Below are 19037 nucleotides of genomic sequence, written 5' to 3'. Positions count from 1 at the left end.
CCGGCCTTCGCCGGGACGACGGCAGAGTGTGGGGTGATCGCTTATCAATGACGACGACGGAATGTTGGCGCGGACTACCGCCCCTTCGCCTTCCGCCAGGCCGCGAAATCCTTCAGCGTCTGCTCGTCGGTCGCGGGATAGAGGCCGAAGATGCCGCGGCCGTTCTGGACCTGTTCGGTGACGAAATCCTCGAACGCGGTCATCTCGAAAGTCTCGTTCGCGATCTCGTCTGCGAGATGCGCCGGGATCACGATGACGCCGTCGCTGTCGCCAAGGATCACGTCGCCGGGAAACACCGGCGCGTCGCCGCAGCCGATCGGCACGTTGATCTCGATCGCCTGATGCAGCGTCAGATTGGTCGGTGCGCTCGGGCGATGATGAAACGCCGGGAAGCCGAGCTGCGCGATCTCGGCCGAATCGCGGAAGCCGCCGTCGGTGACGACGCCGGCGCAGCCGCGCTTCATCAGCCGCGTCACCAGGATCGCGCCGGCCGACGCCGCGCGCGCATCCTTGCGGCTATCCATCACCAGCACCGCACCTGGCGGGCAATCCTCGATCGCCTTGCGCTGCGGATGCGCGCGGTCGCGGAACACCTCGATCGTGTTGAGATCCTCGCGCGCAGGCATGTAGCGCAGCGTGAAGGCCTCGCCGACCATGGTCGGCTGATCCGGGCTCAAGGGGTGAACATCCTGGATCATCTGGATGCGCAAGCCGCGCTTGAACAGCGCGGTCGCGACAGTGGCGGTGGAAACGGATTTCAGCCTGTTGCGGGTGGCGTCGCTGAGTTTTGACATGACTTGCTTGCTCTTTCCATTCGTCATTCCGGGATGCGCCGAAGGCGCAGGCCCGGAATCCATTTCACCACAGCGCATGCGGCCCGATGGATTCCGGGCTCACCGCTACGCGGTGCTCTCAGGTGCGCAATTGCGCACCGGGGAATGACAGCATCAATAGATCGACGGCTCGCCCACCGGTTTGCCAAAACCGGTCTCGAGGAAATCGAAGTCGCAGCCTTCATTGGCTTGCTTGATGTGCTTCGAGAACATCCAGCCATAGCCGCGCTCAAAGCGTTTCTCAGGCTGCTTCCATTCCGCGCGGCGCTTGGCCAGCTCCGCCTCCGGCACATCGAGATCGATGGTGCGCGCGGCGACGTCGAGCGTGATGCGATCGCCGTTCCTCACCAGCGCCAGCGGGCCGCCGATATAGGATTCCGGTGAAACATGCAGGATGCAGGCGCCGTAGCTGGTGCCGCTCATCCGCGCGTCCGACAGCCGTACCATGTCGCGCACGCCCTGCTTCACGAGCTTGGTCGGGATCGGCAGCATGCCCCATTCCGGCATGCCGGGCCCACCCTGCGGGCCGGCATTGCGCAGGATCAGCACGTGATCGGCCGTGACGTCGAGATCGGGGTCATCGACCGCCATCTTCATCGAGGGATAGTCGTCGAACACCAGCGCAGGTCCGGTGTGCTTCAGGAAACGCGGATCGCAAGCGGACGGCTTGATGACGCAGCCGTCGGGCGCGAGATTGCCTTTCAGCACCGCCAGCGCGCCCTCCTTGTAGATCGGGTTATCGACGGTGCGGATCACGTCGTCGTTGTGGACCTCCGCGCCTGCGATGTTCTCGCCGAGCGTCTTGCCCGTGACGGTCATGCAGTCGAGATGCAGATGCTGCTTGATCCGGTTCATCAGGCCGGGCAGCCCGCCGGCATAGAAGAAATCCTCCATCAGATAGAGGTCGCCGCTCGGCCGCACATTGGCGATCACAGGCACCTTGCGGCTCGCAACTTCGAAATCGTCGAGCGAGATGTCCTGGCCGGCGCGGCGCGCCTGCGCAATGAGGTGAATGATGGCGTTGGTCGAGCAGCCCATCGCCATCGCGACCGTGATCGCGTTCTCGAACGCACTTCGCGTCTGGATCTTATGCGGGGTGAGGTCCTCCCACACCATCTCGACGATGCGGCGGCCGGCTTCCGAGCTCATCCGGATATGGTTGGCGTCGGCCGCGGGAATCGACGAAGCGCCGGGCAGTGTCATGCCGATGGCTTCCGCGATCGCGGTCATGGTCGAGGCCGTGCCCATGGTCATGCAGGTGCCATAGCTGCGGGCGATGCCGGCCTCCATGTCGACCCAGTCCTTGTCGGAAATCTTGCCGGCGCGGCGCTCGTCCCAGTATTTCCAGGCATCCGAGCCGGAGCCGAGCGTCTTGCCTTTCCAATTGCCGCGCAGCATCGGTCCGGCCGGCAGATAGATCGCCGGCAGGTTCATGCTGGTGGCCCCGAGCAGCAGGCCGGGCGTGGTCTTGTCGCAACCGCCCATCAGCACCACGCCATCGACCGGATGACCGCGCAACAGCTCCTCGGCATCCATCGCGAGCATGTTGCGGTAGAGCATCGTGGTCGGTTTCAGCAGCGATTCCGACAGCGACAGCGCCGGCAGCTCGAGAGGAAAGCCGCCGGCCATCAGCACGCCGCGCTTGACGTCGTCGACCCGGCTCTTGAAGTGCATGTGGCAGGGCTGCGCATCCGACCAGGTGTTGATGATCGCGATCACCGGCCGGTCGCGCCATTCCTCCGGCGCGTAGCCCATCTGCATCGCGCGCGAGCGATGGCCGAAGGCTCTGAGATCATCTGGCGCAAACCAGCGCGCGCTGCGCAGTTGATCCGGGGTCTTGTTCTTCTTGGTCATCTTGGCGCCATATGCTTCGATATTGCGTGTTTCGATATCGCGTGTCTCGACATTGCTCGCACACGCATGGTCTCGGCACGCATGCCCTGCGCCACGCATATACAGGATTTCCGGACGTCTCGTCCCGCGCGCGGCGCAGACGTGCCGTTCGCCGCCCGTGTGCCGCACAAACCCCGCGATGTGCAAATCGGAGCGTAAACCGGGCTTGGCCGGCGCTGGCTTACTTCTGCTGCGCCGTCATCACGATGCGGACGAGATCGGCGGCGTTGCGCGCGCCGAGCTTCTTCATGATGTTGGCGCGGTGATCCTCGATCGTGCGCGGGCTGATCCCGAGGTGACGCCCGGCCTCCTTGTTGGAGGCGCCCGCGGTGAACTGCTCGAGCACCTCGCGTTCGCGGCGGGTGAGCGGCTCGCGCCCCGGAAAGTGCAGCGAGGCGATGCGCGATGCCGAGGTCTCGGCCTGGCGCCTGGTATAGGCGTCGATCGCCTCATTGAGGCGGCTGACGATCTCGTTGCCACGGAACGGCTTCTCGATGAAGTCGAGCGCGCCGTTCTTGATGGCGCTGACCGCCATCGTGATGTCGCCCTGGCCGGAGATCATGAAGATCGGCGCCGGATAATCCTCGCCGTGCAGCTCCTTCAGGATATCGAGGCCGGATTTGCCCGGGATATGCACGTCGAGCAGGATACAGGCCGGCGTCCGGCTGCGCGCCACCGCGAGCAGCGCGGCGCCGTCCGCAAAGCAGATCACCTTGTAGCCGGCGGTCGACAGGACGACGGACAGCGTCTCGCGAACGGCGGGGTCGTCGTCAACTACAAAGATTTCCCCGCGAGGAGCGCCATTCTCAACCATATGTCTCGTCCATCAGTGGTGAAGCGTGCTGCCCAGACTGCACAAGAAGTAACTCGACCATCTCGATCAATGGACCCGTATTTGTACGGGACGTCCGCTTAACGCACAAGTAGCACCGCGGTCCCTAAAAGTGGGGACAGTGGAGAAACATGCATGGAAAATGCAGCGGCGGACGGCGTTGCGGTGTGCCTGGACGAGGGCAGCGATCCCTACAGCCTGATCGTGACGGACCTGGTCGCGCTGATCGGCCATGTCCAGGCGAGCCTGCGGCTGATCGAGGCGGCGATTGCACGCGAGGCATTTCTGGCCGAGCAGGACGCCGCCGCCGACATCTTCGTGCTTGACGACGTCACCCCGCGCTATGCCGTGGCGTCCACGGCCCTGAAAGCCTGCGACGCCGGCCTCGGCACGGCGCTCGATTGGCTGCGCGATTCAGGGGCACCGGCCCGCCTCCTGAACTGACCAGCCGGACCGGCCGCCACCGAATTCGGCGCCATCACGCAGATTGTGCCGACGACGCCCCAACCCTCGAGGCGACGATCCGTTCCACGTTCGGATTGGCGGCAGGCATCGACCGTCCAGCCGGGTCAGGCCTTCTTCACGTCAGGCCTTCTTGAAATCAGGCTCTGGCCCGCTCTTCGTCGGAGCCGGACCGCCGCTTGCTCGGCTTGCCCTTGAGGAAGCTGACGTCCATTTCGGTGCCATTGACGCGGACCAGCTCGCAGCGGCGATAGGCGAGCCCGGTCGACGACAGCAAGAGGAAAAACTCCTTCAGGTTGAGCCCCTGAATGGAACCCTCGACGGTCAGCGCCGCGTCATTGTCGGAGATGGCATTGAGCTGGCAGTCGCGCCGCCAGGTGCCGTCGATAGCCATGATGCAGACATCGACGCCCCGGCTGAACGTGACACGCTCAATGGATTTGCCGTTCTCCGTCATCGCTCAATATCCGACCGCCATGGCAGGCCTCGGCATCGCAAGCGCTGGCCGCACACCGCTCGGCCGGTACAGGCCGCGCCGTTCGGGAATCGGCTTGAACGTGTCGGTCAGGCCGACCACGGTTTCGGCGGCGCCGAGCACCAGGAAGCCGTCGGCCTCCATCAACCGGGCGAGCCGATTGAAGATGTTGATCTTGGTGTCCTGATCGAAATAGATCAGCACGTTGCGGCAGAAGATCACATCGAACGTGCCGAGCTGGGCGAAATCGTGCAGCAAATTGAGCTGACGATGCTGCACCATCGCGCGCAACTCGGGATTGATCTGCCAGTATTCACCCGACTGCTTGAAATACTTCACCAGCAGCTGGATCGGCAGCCCGCGCTGCACCTCGAACTGGCTGTAGATGCCGGCCTTCGACTTCTCCAGCACCTCCTGCGACAGGTCGGTCGCTGTGACCTCGACCCGCCATCCCGCAAGCGCCGCGCCCATCTCCTTGAGGCACATCGCCAGCGAATAGGGCTCCTGACCGGTCGAGCCGGCGGCGCACCAGATCCGGATGCTGCGGCGCGCGGCACGTGCCTTCAGGACCTCGGGGATGATGGTGTCCCGGAAATGGTCGAACGGCACCTTGTCGCGGAAGAAGAACGTCTCGTTGGTGGTCATGGCCTCGACCACCTGGACGGTGTGCGTCGATGAGCCGGCCCTGATCTTGGCGATCAGGTCGGGAATGCCGGACAGACCGCATTTGCGGGCCAGCGGCAGCAGGCGGCTCTCGATCAGATATTGCTTGTCCGCGGACAGATCGAGACCGGAATGGTCCTTCAGAAGCTTACGCAAATACTCGTAGTCGGGGGGCGTCACGGGAGCCTCGCAAAGGCAAAGGGTGAAACTGGGTATTAGGCTTCGGCCGACGCATCGAGCGCCAGCAAACCCACTTCCTGGAATTTCGCGATCACGATGTCCTTGTCGAACGGCTTCATGATGTACTCGTTGGCGCCGGCATGCAGCGCCCGCGAGATGTGGTCGATGCCGTTCTCGGTGGTGCAGAACACCACCTTCGGCACGTCCCCGCCCGCCATGCGCCGGAGCTGCACGAGGAATTCGAAGCCGTCCATCACAGGCATGTTCCAGTCGAGCAGCACCGCGTCCGGCAGCGCCTGCTTGCAGGCTTCGAGCGCGACCGCGCCGTCCTCGGCTTCGATGACGGTGAATTCCATTCCTTCGAGGATGCGGCGTGCGATCTTTCGCACCACACCGGAATCGTCGACGACAAGACATGTCTTCATATGTTGGCCTCCTTGTAGAGTCCGCCGTCTCCGCGGCGGAGCGTTACGCTGCAGCGAGTGTCTTTGGCACCAGTTCGAGCACGCGATCGACATCGAGGACGACCATGAGCTGTCCGTCGAGGCGGTGAACACCGCCGGCGAGCCTGGCCATGCGGGGATCGAGGTTGACCGGATTGTCCTGGCGGCTGTCGTCGGGCAGCCGCAGCACCTCGCCGATCTGGTCGATCAGCAGGCCATAGGATTCGCCGCGCTGGTCGACGCCGACCGCCATCGGCGGCTTGCCGTCGTCGGCCTTCGGCAGGCCGAGCCGGGCCCGCATGTCAACCACGGTGACGATGCGGCCACGCAGGTTGAGCACACCGGCGATCTCGCTGGAGGCCAGCGGCACCCGCGTCAGCCGCTCCGGCATGAACACGTCCTGCACCCGCGAGATCGGCAGGCCGAACAGCTGCCCGCCGATCACGGCGGTGACGTATTCGGCCATTGCGCCTTCACTGGTCTCGGTCTTGCTGGTCATTACTCTCGTTTCCTTTAAGCGGCGCGGCGCAGCTCGGCGGTCTGCTCTTTCAGCGCCGCGATCAGCCCGGGACGATCAAACTTGGCGACATAGTCATGGAAGCCGGCCTGGCGGCCGCGCTCGATCGCCGCCGGCGACACCATCGCCGACAGCGCGATGATCGGCAGCCCGACGAGGTTGTGGTCGCTTCGGATGTTCTCGGCGAACTCAAAGCCGTTCATCTCGGGCATCTCGATGTCGGTCAGCACGACGTCGAAGGCCTGCCCCGAGCGCAACGCCGCGAGCCCTTCCTGCGCGCCTCCCGCGGTCCGCACCTTGTAGCCGGCAGCCTTCAAGACCGGGGCCAGCATGTTGCGGAAGAACGCCGAGTCGTCGACCAGCAGCACCGACTGCGCCGAGGCCGACGGGCGCATCTCCTTGCGCGAGAACCAGTCGGCGAACGCCATGGGGAGGAAGTGGCCGACGTCGATCACCTCGGTGGCCTGGCCCTTGATCACGGCCGAACCCAGAATGCCGTCCTGGCTGCCCGCGACCTCGATGTTGAGCCGCTCCTCGACGATGTCGATGATCTCGTCGACCACGAGCCCCATCGAGCGGCCGTCGTCGGCGAACACCAGGATCGGCTGCGCCCCCTGGGTCTGCACCTCGACCCCGGCCATCTGCACCAGCGGCATCAGCTGCTCGCGGTACTGCACCATGTAGCGGCCGTTCGAGAGCTCGATCTTGTCGGTTGCGATCTCCTCCAGCCGGGTGACGAGGCCGAGCGGCACCGCCTTGGGCTGGCTCGAACCGGCGCGGAACACCAGCAGCGAGGTGAGCTGCTCGCCGCTCGAGGCATGCGCGGCGGCATTGTCATCGGCCATGTCATGGGCCGCCGCGCTGGAGGCGCCGAGCGCCTTGGCAATCCCATTGGGGTCGATGATCATGATCACCGCGCCATCGCCCAGAATGGTGTTGCCGGAGAACATGTCGATGTGCCGCAGCTTGGTCGACATCGGCTTGACCACGATCTCCTCGGTGTGGAACACGCCGTCGACCACGATGCCGAAGGTCTGGCTGCCCACCTGGGTCACCACGATGAAGCCGTTCTCGGCATCGCTGGTGGCGCCGTCGTCGATCTTCAGCAGCTTCTTCAGATGGATCAGCGGCAGCAGCTTGTTGCGCAGCCGCAGCACTGCCGTATCCTTGATCCGCTCGATGCGGTGCTCGGAGTTGGCGCGCGCCCGCACCAGCTCGACCACCGAGAGCTGCGGAATGGCAAACCGGTCGCCGCCGGCTTCCACGATCAGAGCGGAGACGATCGCCAGGGTCAGCGGGATCTTGATGGTGACCGAGGCGCCCTCGCCGGCCACGCTCTTGATATCGATGGTGCCGCCGATCTGGTCGATATTGGTGCGCACCACGTCCATGCCGACGCCGCGGCCGGACACCGAGGTCACCTGCGCGGCGGTCGAGAAGCCCGGCGCGAAGATGAACTTGTGGATCTGGGCTTCGGTCATCTTCTCCAGTTCGGCCTCGGTGACGAGACCGTTCTGGAGCGCCTTGGCCTTGATCCGCTCGGTGTTGAGCCCGCGGCCATTGTCGGCGATGCAGATGATGATGTGGCCGCCCTCGTGATAGGCGCTGAGGCGAATGGTGCCCTGCTCGGGCTTGCCGCTGGCGACCCGCTCGGCGGTGGTCTCCAGGCCGTGATCGGCGGAGTTGCGCACCATGTGCGTCAACGGATCCTTGATCAGGTCGAGCACCTGGCGGTCGAGCTCGGTGTCGGCGCCGTGCATCTCCAGCTCGATCTGCTTGCCGAGTTCGCCGGAGAGATCGCGGACGATGCGCGGCAGCTTCTGCCAGGCATTGCCGATCGGCTGCATGCGCGTCTTCATGACGCCCTCCTGCAGCTCGGCGGTGACGTTGGAGAGCCGCTGCAGCGGCACCTTGAACTCGGTGTCCTCGTTGCGGCGACTGATCTCGAGCAGCTGGTTGCGGGTCAGCACCAGCTCGGAGACCATGGTCATGAGGTGTTCGAGGGTATCGACATTGACCCGGATCGACTGGTTGGCGATCTTGTCGCCTTCCTGGACATCCTCGGTGGCGGCCTTGCGGGCCGGCTTCTTTGCAGCTTCAGCCGGCTCGGCTGCGGGCGCTGCGGGCTTCGCGACCGGGACAGGCGCGGGTGCTGGGACTTCGATCTCGGTCTCGCGGAAGGCGCGCGCGAGTTCGTCGAGCGAGACCTCACCCGGGCGCAGCGGGCGCTCCAGCGTCTGCACCACCAGCGTGCCTTCGGTCATGGCCGGTTGCACCGACGGGGCGTCAACGACAGGCACCGCTTCTTCGCCAGCTGCCATAGCGGCCATGCCGTGCTCGACCATCGCTTCGAGCTGATCGATCAGGTCGCGGTCGTTGCCCTCGGGCTCGGCCTCGGTCGCCTCGAGCCCGCCAAGGATCTCCTTGATGCGGTCGATCGAGGACAGGATCAGCGTCACGGCTTCCGCCTTCACCGGCATGCCGTCACGGAATTTGCCCATCAGGGTCTCGCCGGCATGCGCCAGCGCTTCCAGCCGCGGCAGCCCGAGGAAGCCGCAGGTCCCCTTGATCGTGTGCACAAGCCGGAAAATGTTATCCAGGATCTTCGCGTTGTTCGGATCCTGCTCGAACTGCACCAGCTGGTTGTCGACCGTATCCAGGCTCTCGCTGCTCTCCGTCAGGAACTCGCGCAACAGATCGTCCATGAAACGGTCCCCTCAAGGTGCTACGGAACGCACGCCTCGCATCGATAACTTGGCCGGCTTCACGGCGACGTTAATTTCGTCGTCCGTGCAAATACGGACGATGAAGCCGTTCAAGGACGATGCATCACGACATCGCGGCCAGTTTCACAAGAACAGCCCTTACCACCCGGACGGGAAAGAGCCCGTTCCACCTGTCGTCGCAATTTGAACGAAATGAGATCGAGGGGTCGTCAAATCCAGCGAAACGCTGGCGGCCACGACATCCACCTGCATCAAGACGTGATCGCCTATGGGTTGAAACCGGTCGCATGGTTAAGCGAACCCAAAAACAAAGGCGGCGGAGTTTCCTCCGCCGCCTCGATAGTCGTTGTCTGTCGCGCCTACGCTTAGCGGAGCAGCTGCAGAACGCTCTGCTGCGACTGGTTGGCCAGAGCCAGCGCGGAGACCGCGATCGACTGGCGGGTCGACAGCGCCTGGCTGTTGGCCGCTTCCTCGTTGGTGTCGGCCAGCGTCAGGTTGGACGAGCCGGTCTGCAGCACGTTGATCAGGTTCTTCGAGAAATCCTGGCGGATCTGCACGATCGACAGGTTCGAACCGAGAGTCGAAGCCTGGGTGCGCAGCAGGCCGCTCGCGCTGTTGAGCGTCTTCAGCGTAGCGTTGGCCGAAGCGTTGTCGATGAAGTCCGTGCCGGCGGTCAGCTTGGAGAGGTTGAGACCGGCGGCATTGAAGGTCACGCCCTGGATCTTCAGCGTCGAGGAGCCCGTCTCGTTGAAGGTCAGCTTGAGCTGATCGCCGTTGAGCAGGTTGATGCCGTTGTACGACGCGTCCTGGGCGGTCGTGGTGATCTGGTCCAGGATGTTGTTGTACTGATTGACCAGGTTGGCGCGGTTCGCCAGCCCATTCGGGTCCTGCACCGGGGCGCTGCCCGCGAGGCCGTTGAACAGCTTGCCTGCGCCGGCTGCCGTGCCACCGATCGTGCCGATGGTCGCGGACGCCGCATCGTTGGTGGTGCTGATGGTGAGCGCACCGCTCGCGCTGAGCGACGCCTGCAGGTTGTTGGCCGACAGGGCGTTGTTCAGGTCGTTGAGGGACTTGACCTGGCCTGCGCCGCTACCAAACGTGATGTTGGTGGCAATGCCGTTGCCGGTCGCGCCGATCGTCAGCGTCAAGCCATCCAGCGGTGAAGGCGTTGCAACGGTGCGCGCCTTGGTTCCGGCGGTAAGGCCGAAAGCGCCCAGCGCCGAGCCGGAGATGTTGAGATCCTGGTTGGTGCCGGTGCTGATCTGGAGCGCGCCAGCCGACACGGTGGAGGCCGTGGTCGCGCCGGTGATGCCGTCGATCGCCGAGAGCAGGTCGCCGACGGTCAGGTTGCTGCCCGCGCCCGTGCCGAGGGTCACGTTGCCGGACGAATCGCTCGTCGAAGTGGTCTGCGAGGTCGAGAACGTGATCGTCTTGCCGTTGACGCTGATCGTACCGGACGGGGTCGTCGCCAGGGTATCAGAGTTGCTCGCACTGACGAGCTTGGTGGCGGCCGTGATCGGCGCCGGCACCGTGAGATTGTTGTTGACGACCGTACCGGCGAGGGTGGCGTTGCTGTAGGTGGCGGTGCCGCGGATATCGTCGGTGGTCGCGCCGGTGACCACGGCGGTCGTCACTTGCGATTTCTGGGAATAGCCGACCGCGGCCTGCAGGGCCTGGTTCGCGACCGACTTGGCGCTGTCAACGAGCTTCTGCAGCGAGGTGATGCCGGTGTTGGCGGCCTGCAGCACCTGCACGCCGTTGCCGATTCCGTCCAGCAGGTTGTTGATGTCGCTGGCGCGGTTGTCGAGCGACTGCGCCGTGAAGAAGTTGGTCGGATTGTCGAGAGCGGTGTTGACCTTCTTGCCGGTGGACAAGCGGTTCTGCGTGGTGGCGAGCAGGTCGGCCGTCGACTGCAGCGAAAGCAGGTTTTGACGGACCGATGCCGAGAGGACGATGCCGGACATACTGATACCCTTCTGGATGAACACGATTGACGCGACGCCGTAAATTTCGCACGGCGACCGATGCCACACTGGTCCGTCCGCGCTACCCGTTCGTTAAAGGGCTGCTCCGTACAAATACCCAAGATGGCTTTGCCGGTAATTCTACGGCCGCCGCGCAGACGCCCGGCTGAACGGCGCGTACCCGCCGCCGGATCAATCTCGTGACAACGAATTTGTCCTCGCATTTGCAGGGACTTGCCGCATGCTCGCGCTGCCGACGGGGGGCTTCGACATCCGCAATGGCCATCGCGACGGCGCACGCTTGGGTACGCATCAGAGTTAATGGAAATCAATAAATGCGAGACAATGTCGCAACCGTCTCATCCCGGATGCGCGGCATTCGAATCGCCGCGCACGCCGATGCGATTTGCGGACCGTCTGCCCCCTAGAGGGTATAAGGTTCGCACCACAACCCTTGTGCTATTGGACAGGCAAGCTATGTTCGCTCTCCACACGCCAAGAGTAGGTGATGCGAGACCGTAGTGCTCCCGCCCTCGGCAGGAGCTCCAATGTCTGCGGTATCGCGTCCGCCCAATCGTCTGTTGCAAGCACTTCCCTCCACGGAATACGCGCAACTTCATCCCCTTCTGGAAACCGTCGACCTGACCAAGGAAACGGTGCTCGCCGATGCCGGCGCGCCGGTGCAGCGGGTCTATTTCCCGCACGGCGGCGTGGTCTCGATGATGGTCAATCTGACCGACGGGCAATCTGTCGAGATTGCAACCATCGGTCGTGACGGCATCGTCGGCGCATCCGCCGCCCTGCATGAGCGGCCGCTGCTCGCCGACGCGATTGTCGTGGTGCCGGGCACGGCATCGATGGTGCGGGCGGAAGATTTCCGCGAGGCCGCCAATCGCAGCGCGGAGTTCCGGACCCTGGTTGCTCTCTATGAGCAGGCGCTGATGGCGCAGACCCAGCAATCCGTCGCCTGCAACGTGTCGCATCCGGTGGAGGCGCGGCTGTCGCGCTGGCTGCTGCGCGCGCGCGACCTGTGCGGCAGCGAAGCCTTGCCGCTGACCCAGGAGATGCTGGCGCAAATGATCGGTGTGCGGCGCAATGCGGTTTCGATCGTCGCGCATGGGTTTCAGCAGGCCGGTATCCTGCGCTACAGTCGCGGCCATATCGAAATCACCGATATCGACGGTCTGCGGAAGGCGGCGTGTGAATGCTATGCGACCGTCAAGGCGCACGCCGAACAATTGATCGGGCCGGAAGATTGATCGGGGCGGCGCGCACGCTCAACTGATTGCCAGGCAACACAAACGCGATCACGGGGCGATATGTATTCCTAATGGAACCAAGATATGTTTCCATTGGAACCAAGACGTGCCAGAATAAGTTGCATAACGGCTCAACTGCACGCGTCAGTCCTGATGACCAGAGACAAGCTTTGCCGGGAGGCAGGAGGTTGCTTTGGATACGGTTCCGCGATCGCCCAACGGATTTCTGTCTTCGCTCTCGGAGAGCGATTTTGGGCTGATCCGGCCCTATTTGCGGACGATCGACCTCGCCGCCGAGTCGGTCCTGATCGAGACCGACGAGATGCTCAAGCGGACATACATGCCGCACAAGGGGGTGATCTCGCTGGTGGTCAAGCTGGCAAGAGGCGTGTGCGTGCAGATCGCGATGGTCGGCCGCGGCAGCATCTATGGTGCGTTCGCGGGGCTTGGTGAAGCCCCCACGCTGGACAGCGCCGTGGTGCTGGTGCCTGGCGTCGCTTCGACGATCGAGGTCGAAGCCTTGCGGGCGGCCGCCGGCCAGAGCCCGACTCTGCGAGCGAAGCTGATTCGGCACGGTCTCGCCGTCTATGCCCAGATCCAGCAGACGGCCGGCTGCAACGCCGCGCACACCGTGGAGTCGCGGCTGGCGCGATGCCTGCTGCAGACACGCGATCTCTCCGGCAGCAACAAGATCGCCCTGACGCAGGAGGCGATGGCCCAGATGATCGGCGCACGCCGCAATAGCGTGTCGCTGGTCGCGCATACGTTGCAACAGGCGAATTTCATCCACTACAGCCGCGGCCACATCGAGATCACCAATGCGGATGGACTGATCAGGACCGCGTGCGAATGCTATGCCACGGTCAAGGCGCAGTATGCGGGGCTGCTGAGCTGCCAGGAAACCGGTGGCTAAAGCGCGATGAGATCAGGTTGAAGCGTCATCGCGCTTTAGCTCTTTGTTTGAGCATGATCTTTTCGGAAAACCGCTTCGCACTTTTCCGGATCATGCTTTAGAGCTGCCATTCTTGACGCGTCTTCTGCACGCGAACCGCGATCCGCTTTGCGCGAAAACGCTCCAGTCGGCGCACAAGCCGTACTTCTACGGCGTACGATTTTCACCGTCGGATAACGCTGCATCCGCAAAGTCGCGTGGACGCACGGGGGAGCCGATGTTCACGTACGAGACCACCGACCGGAAGGAAGCCCGGCGCTTCCGCATGGCCCAATTCAACGGCCGGACCGCCACCATCAGGTCCGCCGGCGCGACGGTCACGGGACGTGTGCGTGCGATCGTCGAAAGCAAATCCGGCGCGACGGCGGCATGGGTGGTCACGATCGTTCCGGACGAGCCGAAGACAGCCGCCTCCGCCGCGCGGCTCGCGCCGCGCCTGTGCTTCGCCGCGGAAGACGATTTCTGAGAACCGCGAACCGATTCACTGCTCAGAGCCCGCTCCAATCGAATCGGAATAGGGCTCTGGACTTTTGTTTTGACGCGTTTTCTTTGCGCGAACCGGTACCACCCCGCATCAAGTGCGAGGCAGGCTTCGCTTGAAAACGCTTTATGCGGAATGCAACAAGGCCTTGCGGACGAGATCTGCGGTGTTGCGCGCACCCAGTTTGCGCATGGCCTCGGCGCGATGGCTCTCGAACGTGCGCGGGCTGATGTTCATCCGCAACGCGCCCTGCTTGTTGGAATAGCCGTCGCTGATCAGGCTGAGCACCTCACGCTCGCGCTTGGTCAACGGCTTGCGCCCTGCCTCCGGCGTGAACATGACATCGGGTGACCGGGCGCCTGCCGGCTTGTCGTCAAGCGGTGGCCTGAGATCGGTGGCCGGTATCGCATTCGGGTAGAGATCGGAGATCTGCTTCAGCATCGCGGACACCCGTTCGGTCTGCTCGAGCGCGTTCTCGATCACCTGCCGCAGATAGACGCCGTTGCCCGGCGCATGCGCGAACTGCTGACTGTGCTGTTTGAGCTCGTTCATGTAGAGCAGCAGCGCCGTCACCGGCCCGTTGAACTGCCGGACGATCGCCGCCCCGGCGTCCGCGGTCACCTGCGGTCGCGGCACGGCGGCTCCCTGAATCTCGGGCGGATGCGCCTCGAGCGTCGCGGTTCCGCCCATCCATGGCGGAAGGCGCGCCTCGGCTCGATTGTCATGTTGCGTCATAAGTATGGTTTACCGAAGGTGAACTTGTGGCCGCGTTAACACGGGACTCCGTAAAACTACGGGTGATGCAACTGTGACCTCGGGCCCCGATCGGCCAAGCAGGCGCAGATTACCGCTGATTTGGCAACGAATCTCGCTTGTTTGAGCCGAAGGACAGTAGTCTTACGGGACATCGAGGCGCTTTAGCTCGATGGTCCCACAGGTGGATATTTACCTTCCTGACGCGCTCCCGGCAGCATTCGCTCGCCCCTGGCTTCAGGTTGAAATGGGCGGGATGCGCGCCGCCCGTCCGACATCAAGGACGCCGGAGCCGAAAGAATTTCTGCAGGAACCGTCCCGAAAGGACGAACCTGAACCACCAATACGCCATTCGCCGGGTCGTCATCGACCACCCCTCCGGGCATCGGGATCGCATCGGATTACCGGACGCCGGGCGCCGCGCGTATGAGACGGATCACATTGGCCCGAGTTCGCGTCGATCGACGTCGGGGCCAGCCGAATGTCAATTTACAGCCCCGGCATGCGCCGCGATGATCGCCGCCTCTCGATCAACAACAAAAGGGCGCGACAATGAAGCGAGGGCGGAACGGGCGGAATGGATCCTGGATGACGATTGCGGCACTCGCCGCAGCACTGTTGGTCGGTACCGGTGCGCAGGCCCAGACCACGCCCCCGACCGGCGATGCAGCGCCGACGTCAGACAGCGCGATCATGGTCACCATCTTCTTCAAGCATGATCAGTCACGCCCGCTCAGTGAGTTGAATGCGCAACTCGAGCGGCAGGGCTTCTACAAGGCGTTTCCGCCCGAAGGTGTCGAGGTCGTGAGCTGGTACGTGATGATGGGGGTCGGCCAGGTGGTGACCCTGCGGCTGCCGGCCTCGCGATTGCGCGAGGTCAACCGCGTCATCGAGAACAGTGCCTGGGGCGCCTACCACACCGAGTTCTATCCGACCTACGATTACAAGGCAGTCGGAGTCGACAAGCATGAAAAGGCAAAACAATAGCCGGTCGCGAGAGTAGAGCTGAAGCCATGCGCCGGACTTACCGCTTCTGAATCTGTCAGAACCGGCTCACCTTTGGCCCGATGCACTGCCTATGCGTGGGCCCGCGTGCGCTGGCTCAGCCGCTTCGCCAGTGTCCGCAGATCCTGGCGGCGCCCGCTGCAAAGCAGGCGGCTGAATTCGTCGGGATCGATAGAGGCAGGTGGAAGATCGGCTGGGCTGCGTGTGACGCGACGTAGCCAGGTCAATCGGAAGAGACGCTTGAGCATCTTCATGGTTGTTAGCCCCGATGAGCGTCTTTGTTAAATCGCGGCAATGAAATTTGGTTCCGCTCCCTATGGTCGCGCGGCAGAGAATTTGGTTCAATGCCGTCAGACGAGCAGTGCCTTGCGCTGTTGCACCCGCGCAATGGAGCGCTGCACCGCGGCCTGATCCAGCGATCCGTCGTGCGCTGCACCCGCGACCGCGGTGGCGATGCCGGCCATCGCCTGCTCTTGGTCGAGCAGATTGTTGCCGATGCAGATCATGTCGATGCCGGCGGCGATCGCCTGCAAGCTGGCCGCGCTGGTGCCGAGCGCCTTCTGCAGCCCCTGCATCTGCATGTCGTCGGTGATCAGCAGCGTCGCGGGCAGCCGGTGGCGCAGCCGGCCAATTCCCGCCGGCGACAGGGTCATCGGATGCTGCGCGTCCCACTGGCGGACAATGGCGTGGCTGACCAGCACCGCATCGCCGAAGATCTGCGGCGCCAGCGCGTAGAACAGCTCTTCCTGCTCCGGTCGTAGCACATCGGAGATGTCCATGAACTCCAGATGTGAATCGACGTGCGCGCCGCCGATGCCCGGATAATGCTTCAGGCAAAGACCCACGCCTGCCTGCCGCGCCGCAGCGTCGACCAGGCGCGCATTGGCCTCGACCTCACCGATCTCGGACGAATAAGACCGCTTGATCCTGCCGATGTTGGGATTGTCGGGATTGTAATCGACGTCGATGACGGGCGCGAAGTTGTAGCGGATGCCGAGCCGACGCAGTTCGCCATAGCTTGCAGCCAGGATCGCCTGCTTTTCCGCATGGCCGAGCCGGTTGAAATCCTTCGCGCTCGGCAACGGCTGGAAACCCAGCCCGTCCTTGAGCCGGCGCACCAGACCGCCCTCCTGGTCGATGAAGACCAGCGGCTGTGACGGCAGAGCCGCGATCTCGGCGCACAGCGACTGCAGCTGCACGGGCGATGCGATGTTGTTGTCGTATTGCCGGGTCTGGCACGAGTAATCGAACAGGATCACCCCGCCGAGCCCAAACTGCGCGGCAAATTCGGTCAGCCAGGGCGGGATGACCTTGCCATGGAAGCCGAGGATGAAAAGTTCGCCGACGGTCATCGCCGCTCGCTCGTTGGATACACATGGAATCAGCCCGCACCCCTACGGAATAGCACGCTGCGACGGCGGTAAGAATATGACGCAAGCCGCTGCGCGACTGCGTTCCCCGCGTTCGCATCACTATGTTAAGACACGCCGGCACGCCTCGATCGCGGCTGCCACACCACAAGATATTTCGGAAACGCCCATGACAGCACCTTACGTCCCGCAAATGGCCCTTTACCGGCAATGGCTGAAGGACACGCGCGGCCTCGCGTTTGCGGATTTCGAGGCGATGCGGCGCTGGTCGGTCACCGATATCGACGGCTTCTGGCAGAGTGTCTGGGATTATTTCGATCTGCGCTCGCCGACGCCGCATTCGGCGGTGCTGGCCGAGCGCAAGATGCCGGGCGCGGTGTGGTTTCCCGGCGCTTCGGTGAATTACGCGCGCCAGGTTTTCCGGCACGTCGCGCCGGCGCATGCCGCCGGCCTGCCGGCCCTGATCTCGAGCGGCGAGGACGGCAAGCTTTCGGAGACGAGCTGGCCGGAGCTGCAGCGCAAATCGGCGGCGCTGGCGCTGCATCTGAAGGCCAAGGGCGTCCGCGCCGGCGATCGCGTCGCGGCCTATCTGCCGAACATCCCCGAGACGATCATCGCGTTTCTTGCGACCGCGAGTATCGGTGCGATCTGGAGCGTCTGCGCGCCCGACATGGCCGCACCCGCGGTGATCGACCGCTTCAAGCAGATCGAGCCGAAGGTATTGATCGCCTGCGACGCGGTGACCTATGCCGGCAAGCGCCATGACCGGAAGTCGGTGATCGAGGAATTGCGGCGCGCGCTGCCGACAGTGCAGCATGTCATCCTGCACAGCGATGCCGCACCGTCAGAGACACGATTGTCGTCCATCCTTGCGGGCCAGAGCGCGGAGATCGACGCCTTCGAGCCGGAATGGCTCCCGTTCGATCATCCGCTCTGGATTGTCTATTCCTCGGGCACCACGGGATTGCCGAAGCCGATCCTGCACAGCCATGGCGGCGTGATCGTCGTGGCGCTCCCGCTCTCGACCCTGCACAACGACATCGGCTGCAGCTACCAGCCGAACTCGTTCGGCGAACGCTTCCACTGGTACTCGTCGACCGGCTGGATCATGTGGAACTGTCAGACCAACGGCCTGCTCAACGGCACGACCTGCTGCATCTTCGACGGCAGTCCCGGCGGCACCAAGGACAAGCCGGACTGGACCACGCTATGGCGCTTCGTCGCCGACGCCAAAGCGACCTTCTTCGGCGCGGGCGCGGCGTTCTTCGCCAATTGCACCAAGGCGGAGATCGATCTCGCAGGGGTCGGCGACCTCTCCGGCCTGCGCACGCTCGGCTCGACCGGCTCGCCGCTGAGCGCCGACACGCAAGCCTGGTTCAACGAGCGCTTCGCCGCGCTTTCGAAGCGCAACGGCAACGCAGCGCAGGCCGACATGTGGTGGGCCAATATCTCCGGCGGCACCGATTTTGCCGGCGCCTTCATCGGCGGCAATCGCGAACTGCCGCAGACCCCGGGCATCATGCAATGCCGGCTGCTCGGCTGTGCTGTGGAAGCATTCGACGAGCAGGGCCGTGCCGTGATCGACGAGGTCGGTGAGCTCGTCTGCACCGAGCCGCTGCCCTCGATGCCGTTGCGCTTCTGGAACGATCCAGGCAATGCGCGCTATCTGTCGAGCTATTTCGAGACCTATCCCGACAATTTCGACGGCACCGGCCGCGGCCCGGTGTGGCGGCATGGCGACTGGCTCAAGATCAACGCCGACGGATCCTGCGTGATCTACGGCCGCAGCGACGCCACCATCAACCGCCATGGCTTGCGGATGGGCACCAGCGAGCTCTATTCGGCGATCGAGGCGCTGCCGGAGGTGCTGGATTCGATGGTCGTCGACCTCGAATATCTCGGCCGCGACAGCTACATGCCGCTGTTCGTGGTGCTGCGCGAAGGCGTTGCGCTGGATGCCGCGATGAAGGCGAAGATCAACAAGGCCGTGGAAGCCGGCCTGTCGCGCCGCTTCCTGCCCAACGACATCTTCGTGGTAGCGGAAATTCCGCGCACGCTGTCCGGCAAGAAGCAGGAGTTGCCGGTCAAGAAGCTGTTGCTCGGCCACCCCGTCGAGAAGGTCATCAACCGCGATGCGATGGCCAATCCCGGCTGCCTCGACTGGTATCTCGACTTTGCCAGGAGCTATCTGAGCAGGCAGGCCGGCGCGGCGTAAGCGATCGCGCCGCC

Annotated in this window: 17 protein-coding genes; 6 read left to right on the top strand and 11 right to left on the bottom strand. The window is 63.9% G+C overall.

The features are described from left to right. Positions 1–74: 74 nt before the first annotated feature. The 3 genes from HU230_RS34945 to HU230_RS34935 all read right to left on the bottom strand — a co-directional run bounded on the left by HU230_RS34945 (position 75) and on the right by HU230_RS34935 (position 3540). Positions 75–794, bottom strand: coding sequence for a ribonuclease activity regulator RraA (locus HU230_RS34945; protein WP_176534289.1), 720 nt, complete (start codon positions 792–794; stop codon positions 75–77). Positions 795–947: 153 nt separating this feature from the next. Then, the gene (araD, locus tag HU230_RS34940; protein ID WP_176534290.1) at positions 948–2687 is read right to left on the bottom strand and encodes an L-arabinonate dehydratase; all 1740 of its coding nucleotides are present in this window, start codon (positions 2685–2687) and stop codon (positions 948–950) included. 220 nt (positions 2688–2907) lie between these two features. After that, a complete protein-coding gene (locus HU230_RS34935; protein ID WP_173639567.1) occupies positions 2908–3540 on the bottom strand; it encodes a response regulator transcription factor in 633 nt (210 codons plus the stop codon). Between the two features lie 153 nt (positions 3541–3693). Between HU230_RS34935 and HU230_RS34930 the strand changes: the two genes are divergently transcribed. After that, positions 3694–4002 (top strand): hypothetical protein, encoded by a 309-nt coding sequence (locus tag HU230_RS34930; RefSeq protein ID WP_176534291.1) that lies wholly within the window; start codon positions 3694–3696, stop codon positions 4000–4002. A gap of 157 nt (positions 4003–4159) precedes the next feature. Here the strand turns inward: HU230_RS34930 and HU230_RS34925 are convergent, their stop codons facing one another. From HU230_RS34925 to HU230_RS34900, 6 genes are all read right to left on the bottom strand, one after another. Further along, complete coding sequence (locus tag HU230_RS34925) at positions 4160–4477, bottom strand: PilZ domain-containing protein (RefSeq protein WP_176534292.1); 318 nt, start codon at positions 4475–4477, stop codon at positions 4160–4162. A 3-nt stretch (positions 4478–4480) separates the two neighbouring features. Then, positions 4481–5338 (bottom strand): CheR family methyltransferase, encoded by an 858-nt coding sequence (locus tag HU230_RS34920; protein ID WP_176534293.1) that lies wholly within the window; start codon positions 5336–5338, stop codon positions 4481–4483. Between the two features lie 35 nt (positions 5339–5373). After that, entirely contained in the window at positions 5374–5763 is a 390-nt protein-coding gene (locus HU230_RS34915) for a response regulator (protein ID WP_176534294.1), read from the bottom strand. 43 nt (positions 5764–5806) lie between these two features. After that, the gene (locus HU230_RS34910; protein WP_176534295.1) at positions 5807–6280 is read right to left on the bottom strand and encodes a chemotaxis protein CheW; all 474 of its coding nucleotides are present in this window, start codon (positions 6278–6280) and stop codon (positions 5807–5809) included. Between the two features lie 14 nt (positions 6281–6294). Further along, a complete protein-coding gene (locus HU230_RS34905) occupies positions 6295–9003 on the bottom strand; it encodes a hybrid sensor histidine kinase/response regulator (RefSeq protein ID WP_176534296.1) in 2709 nt (902 codons plus the stop codon). A 386-nt stretch (positions 9004–9389) separates the two neighbouring features. Beyond that, a complete protein-coding gene (locus HU230_RS34900; RefSeq protein WP_176534297.1) occupies positions 9390–10988 on the bottom strand; it encodes a flagellin N-terminal helical domain-containing protein in 1599 nt (532 codons plus the stop codon). Between the two features lie 548 nt (positions 10989–11536). Here HU230_RS34900 and HU230_RS34895 point away from each other — a divergent pair. From HU230_RS34895 to HU230_RS34885, 3 genes are all read left to right on the top strand, one after another. Beyond that, positions 11537–12247, top strand: coding sequence for a Crp/Fnr family transcriptional regulator (locus HU230_RS34895; RefSeq protein ID WP_224943887.1), 711 nt, complete (start codon positions 11537–11539; stop codon positions 12245–12247). Positions 12248–12440: 193 nt separating this feature from the next. Next, complete coding sequence (locus HU230_RS34890; protein ID WP_176534298.1) at positions 12441–13160, top strand: Crp/Fnr family transcriptional regulator; 720 nt, start codon at positions 12441–12443, stop codon at positions 13158–13160. A gap of 112 nt (positions 13161–13272) precedes the next feature. Continuing rightward, positions 13273–13665, top strand: coding sequence for a hypothetical protein (locus HU230_RS34885; protein WP_224943884.1), 393 nt, complete (start codon positions 13273–13275; stop codon positions 13663–13665). A gap of 141 nt (positions 13666–13806) precedes the next feature. Here the strand turns inward: HU230_RS34885 and HU230_RS34880 are convergent, their stop codons facing one another. Beyond that, the gene (locus tag HU230_RS34880; RefSeq protein WP_224943881.1) at positions 13807–14370 is read right to left on the bottom strand and encodes a helix-turn-helix domain-containing protein; all 564 of its coding nucleotides are present in this window, start codon (positions 14368–14370) and stop codon (positions 13807–13809) included. Between the two features lie 651 nt (positions 14371–15021). Between HU230_RS34880 and HU230_RS34875 the strand changes: the two genes are divergently transcribed. Beyond that, positions 15022–15420 (top strand): hypothetical protein, encoded by a 399-nt coding sequence (locus HU230_RS34875; protein ID WP_224943878.1) that lies wholly within the window; start codon positions 15022–15024, stop codon positions 15418–15420. A gap of 368 nt (positions 15421–15788) precedes the next feature. On the opposite strand, the gene HU230_RS34870 is transcribed toward HU230_RS34875, so the two are convergent. Beyond that, entirely contained in the window at positions 15789–16790 is a 1002-nt protein-coding gene (locus tag HU230_RS34870; RefSeq protein ID WP_176534301.1) for a glycoside hydrolase family 3 protein, read from the bottom strand. 187 nt (positions 16791–16977) lie between these two features. Between HU230_RS34870 and HU230_RS34865 the strand changes: the two genes are divergently transcribed. Then, positions 16978–19023: an acetoacetate--CoA ligase gene (locus tag HU230_RS34865; RefSeq protein ID WP_176534302.1), complete on the top strand. Its 2046-nt coding sequence runs from the start codon at positions 16978–16980 to the stop codon at positions 19021–19023. The last annotated feature ends 14 nt before the right edge of the window (positions 19024–19037 follow it).

The sequence above is a fragment of the Bradyrhizobium quebecense genome, assembly GCF_013373795.3.
GTDB classification, from domain to species: domain Bacteria; phylum Pseudomonadota; class Alphaproteobacteria; order Rhizobiales; family Xanthobacteraceae; genus Bradyrhizobium; species Bradyrhizobium quebecense.
Note: the sequence above shows the minus strand (reverse complement) of the source record. Positions and strands in the feature narration are given on the sequence as shown.

Coding starts and splice junctions, on each gene's coding strand:
- HU230_RS34945 (WP_176534289.1), bottom strand. CDS start 794: ATGTCAAAACTCAGCGACGCCACCCGCAACAGGCTGAAATCCGTTTCC.
- araD (WP_176534290.1), bottom strand. CDS start 2,687: ATGACCAAGAAGAACAAGACCCCGGATCAACTGCGCAGCGCGCGCTGG.
- HU230_RS34935 (WP_173639567.1), bottom strand. CDS start 3,540: ATGGTTGAGAATGGCGCTCCTCGCGGGGAAATCTTTGTAGTTGACGAC.
- HU230_RS34930 (WP_176534291.1), top strand. CDS start 3,694: ATGGAAAATGCAGCGGCGGACGGCGTTGCGGTGTGCCTGGACGAGGGC.
- HU230_RS34925 (WP_176534292.1), bottom strand. CDS start 4,477: ATGACGGAGAACGGCAAATCCATTGAGCGTGTCACGTTCAGCCGGGGC.
- HU230_RS34915 (WP_176534294.1), bottom strand. CDS start 5,763: ATGAAGACATGTCTTGTCGTCGACGATTCCGGTGTGGTGCGAAAGATC.
- HU230_RS34910 (WP_176534295.1), bottom strand. CDS start 6,280: ATGACCAGCAAGACCGAGACCAGTGAAGGCGCAATGGCCGAATACGTC.
- HU230_RS34905 (WP_176534296.1), bottom strand. CDS start 9,003: ATGGACGATCTGTTGCGCGAGTTCCTGACGGAGAGCAGCGAGAGCCTG.
- HU230_RS34900 (WP_176534297.1), bottom strand. CDS start 10,988: ATGTCCGGCATCGTCCTCTCGGCATCGGTCCGTCAAAACCTGCTTTCG.
- HU230_RS34895 (WP_224943887.1), top strand. CDS start 11,537: ATGTCTGCGGTATCGCGTCCGCCCAATCGTCTGTTGCAAGCACTTCCC.
- HU230_RS34880 (WP_224943881.1), bottom strand. CDS start 14,370: ATGGGCGGAACCGCGACGCTCGAGGCGCATCCGCCCGAGATTCAGGGA.
- HU230_RS34875 (WP_224943878.1), top strand. CDS start 15,022: ATGACGATTGCGGCACTCGCCGCAGCACTGTTGGTCGGTACCGGTGCG.
- HU230_RS34870 (WP_176534301.1), bottom strand. CDS start 16,790: ATGACCGTCGGCGAACTTTTCATCCTCGGCTTCCATGGCAAGGTCATC.
- HU230_RS34865 (WP_176534302.1), top strand. CDS start 16,978: ATGACAGCACCTTACGTCCCGCAAATGGCCCTTTACCGGCAATGGCTG.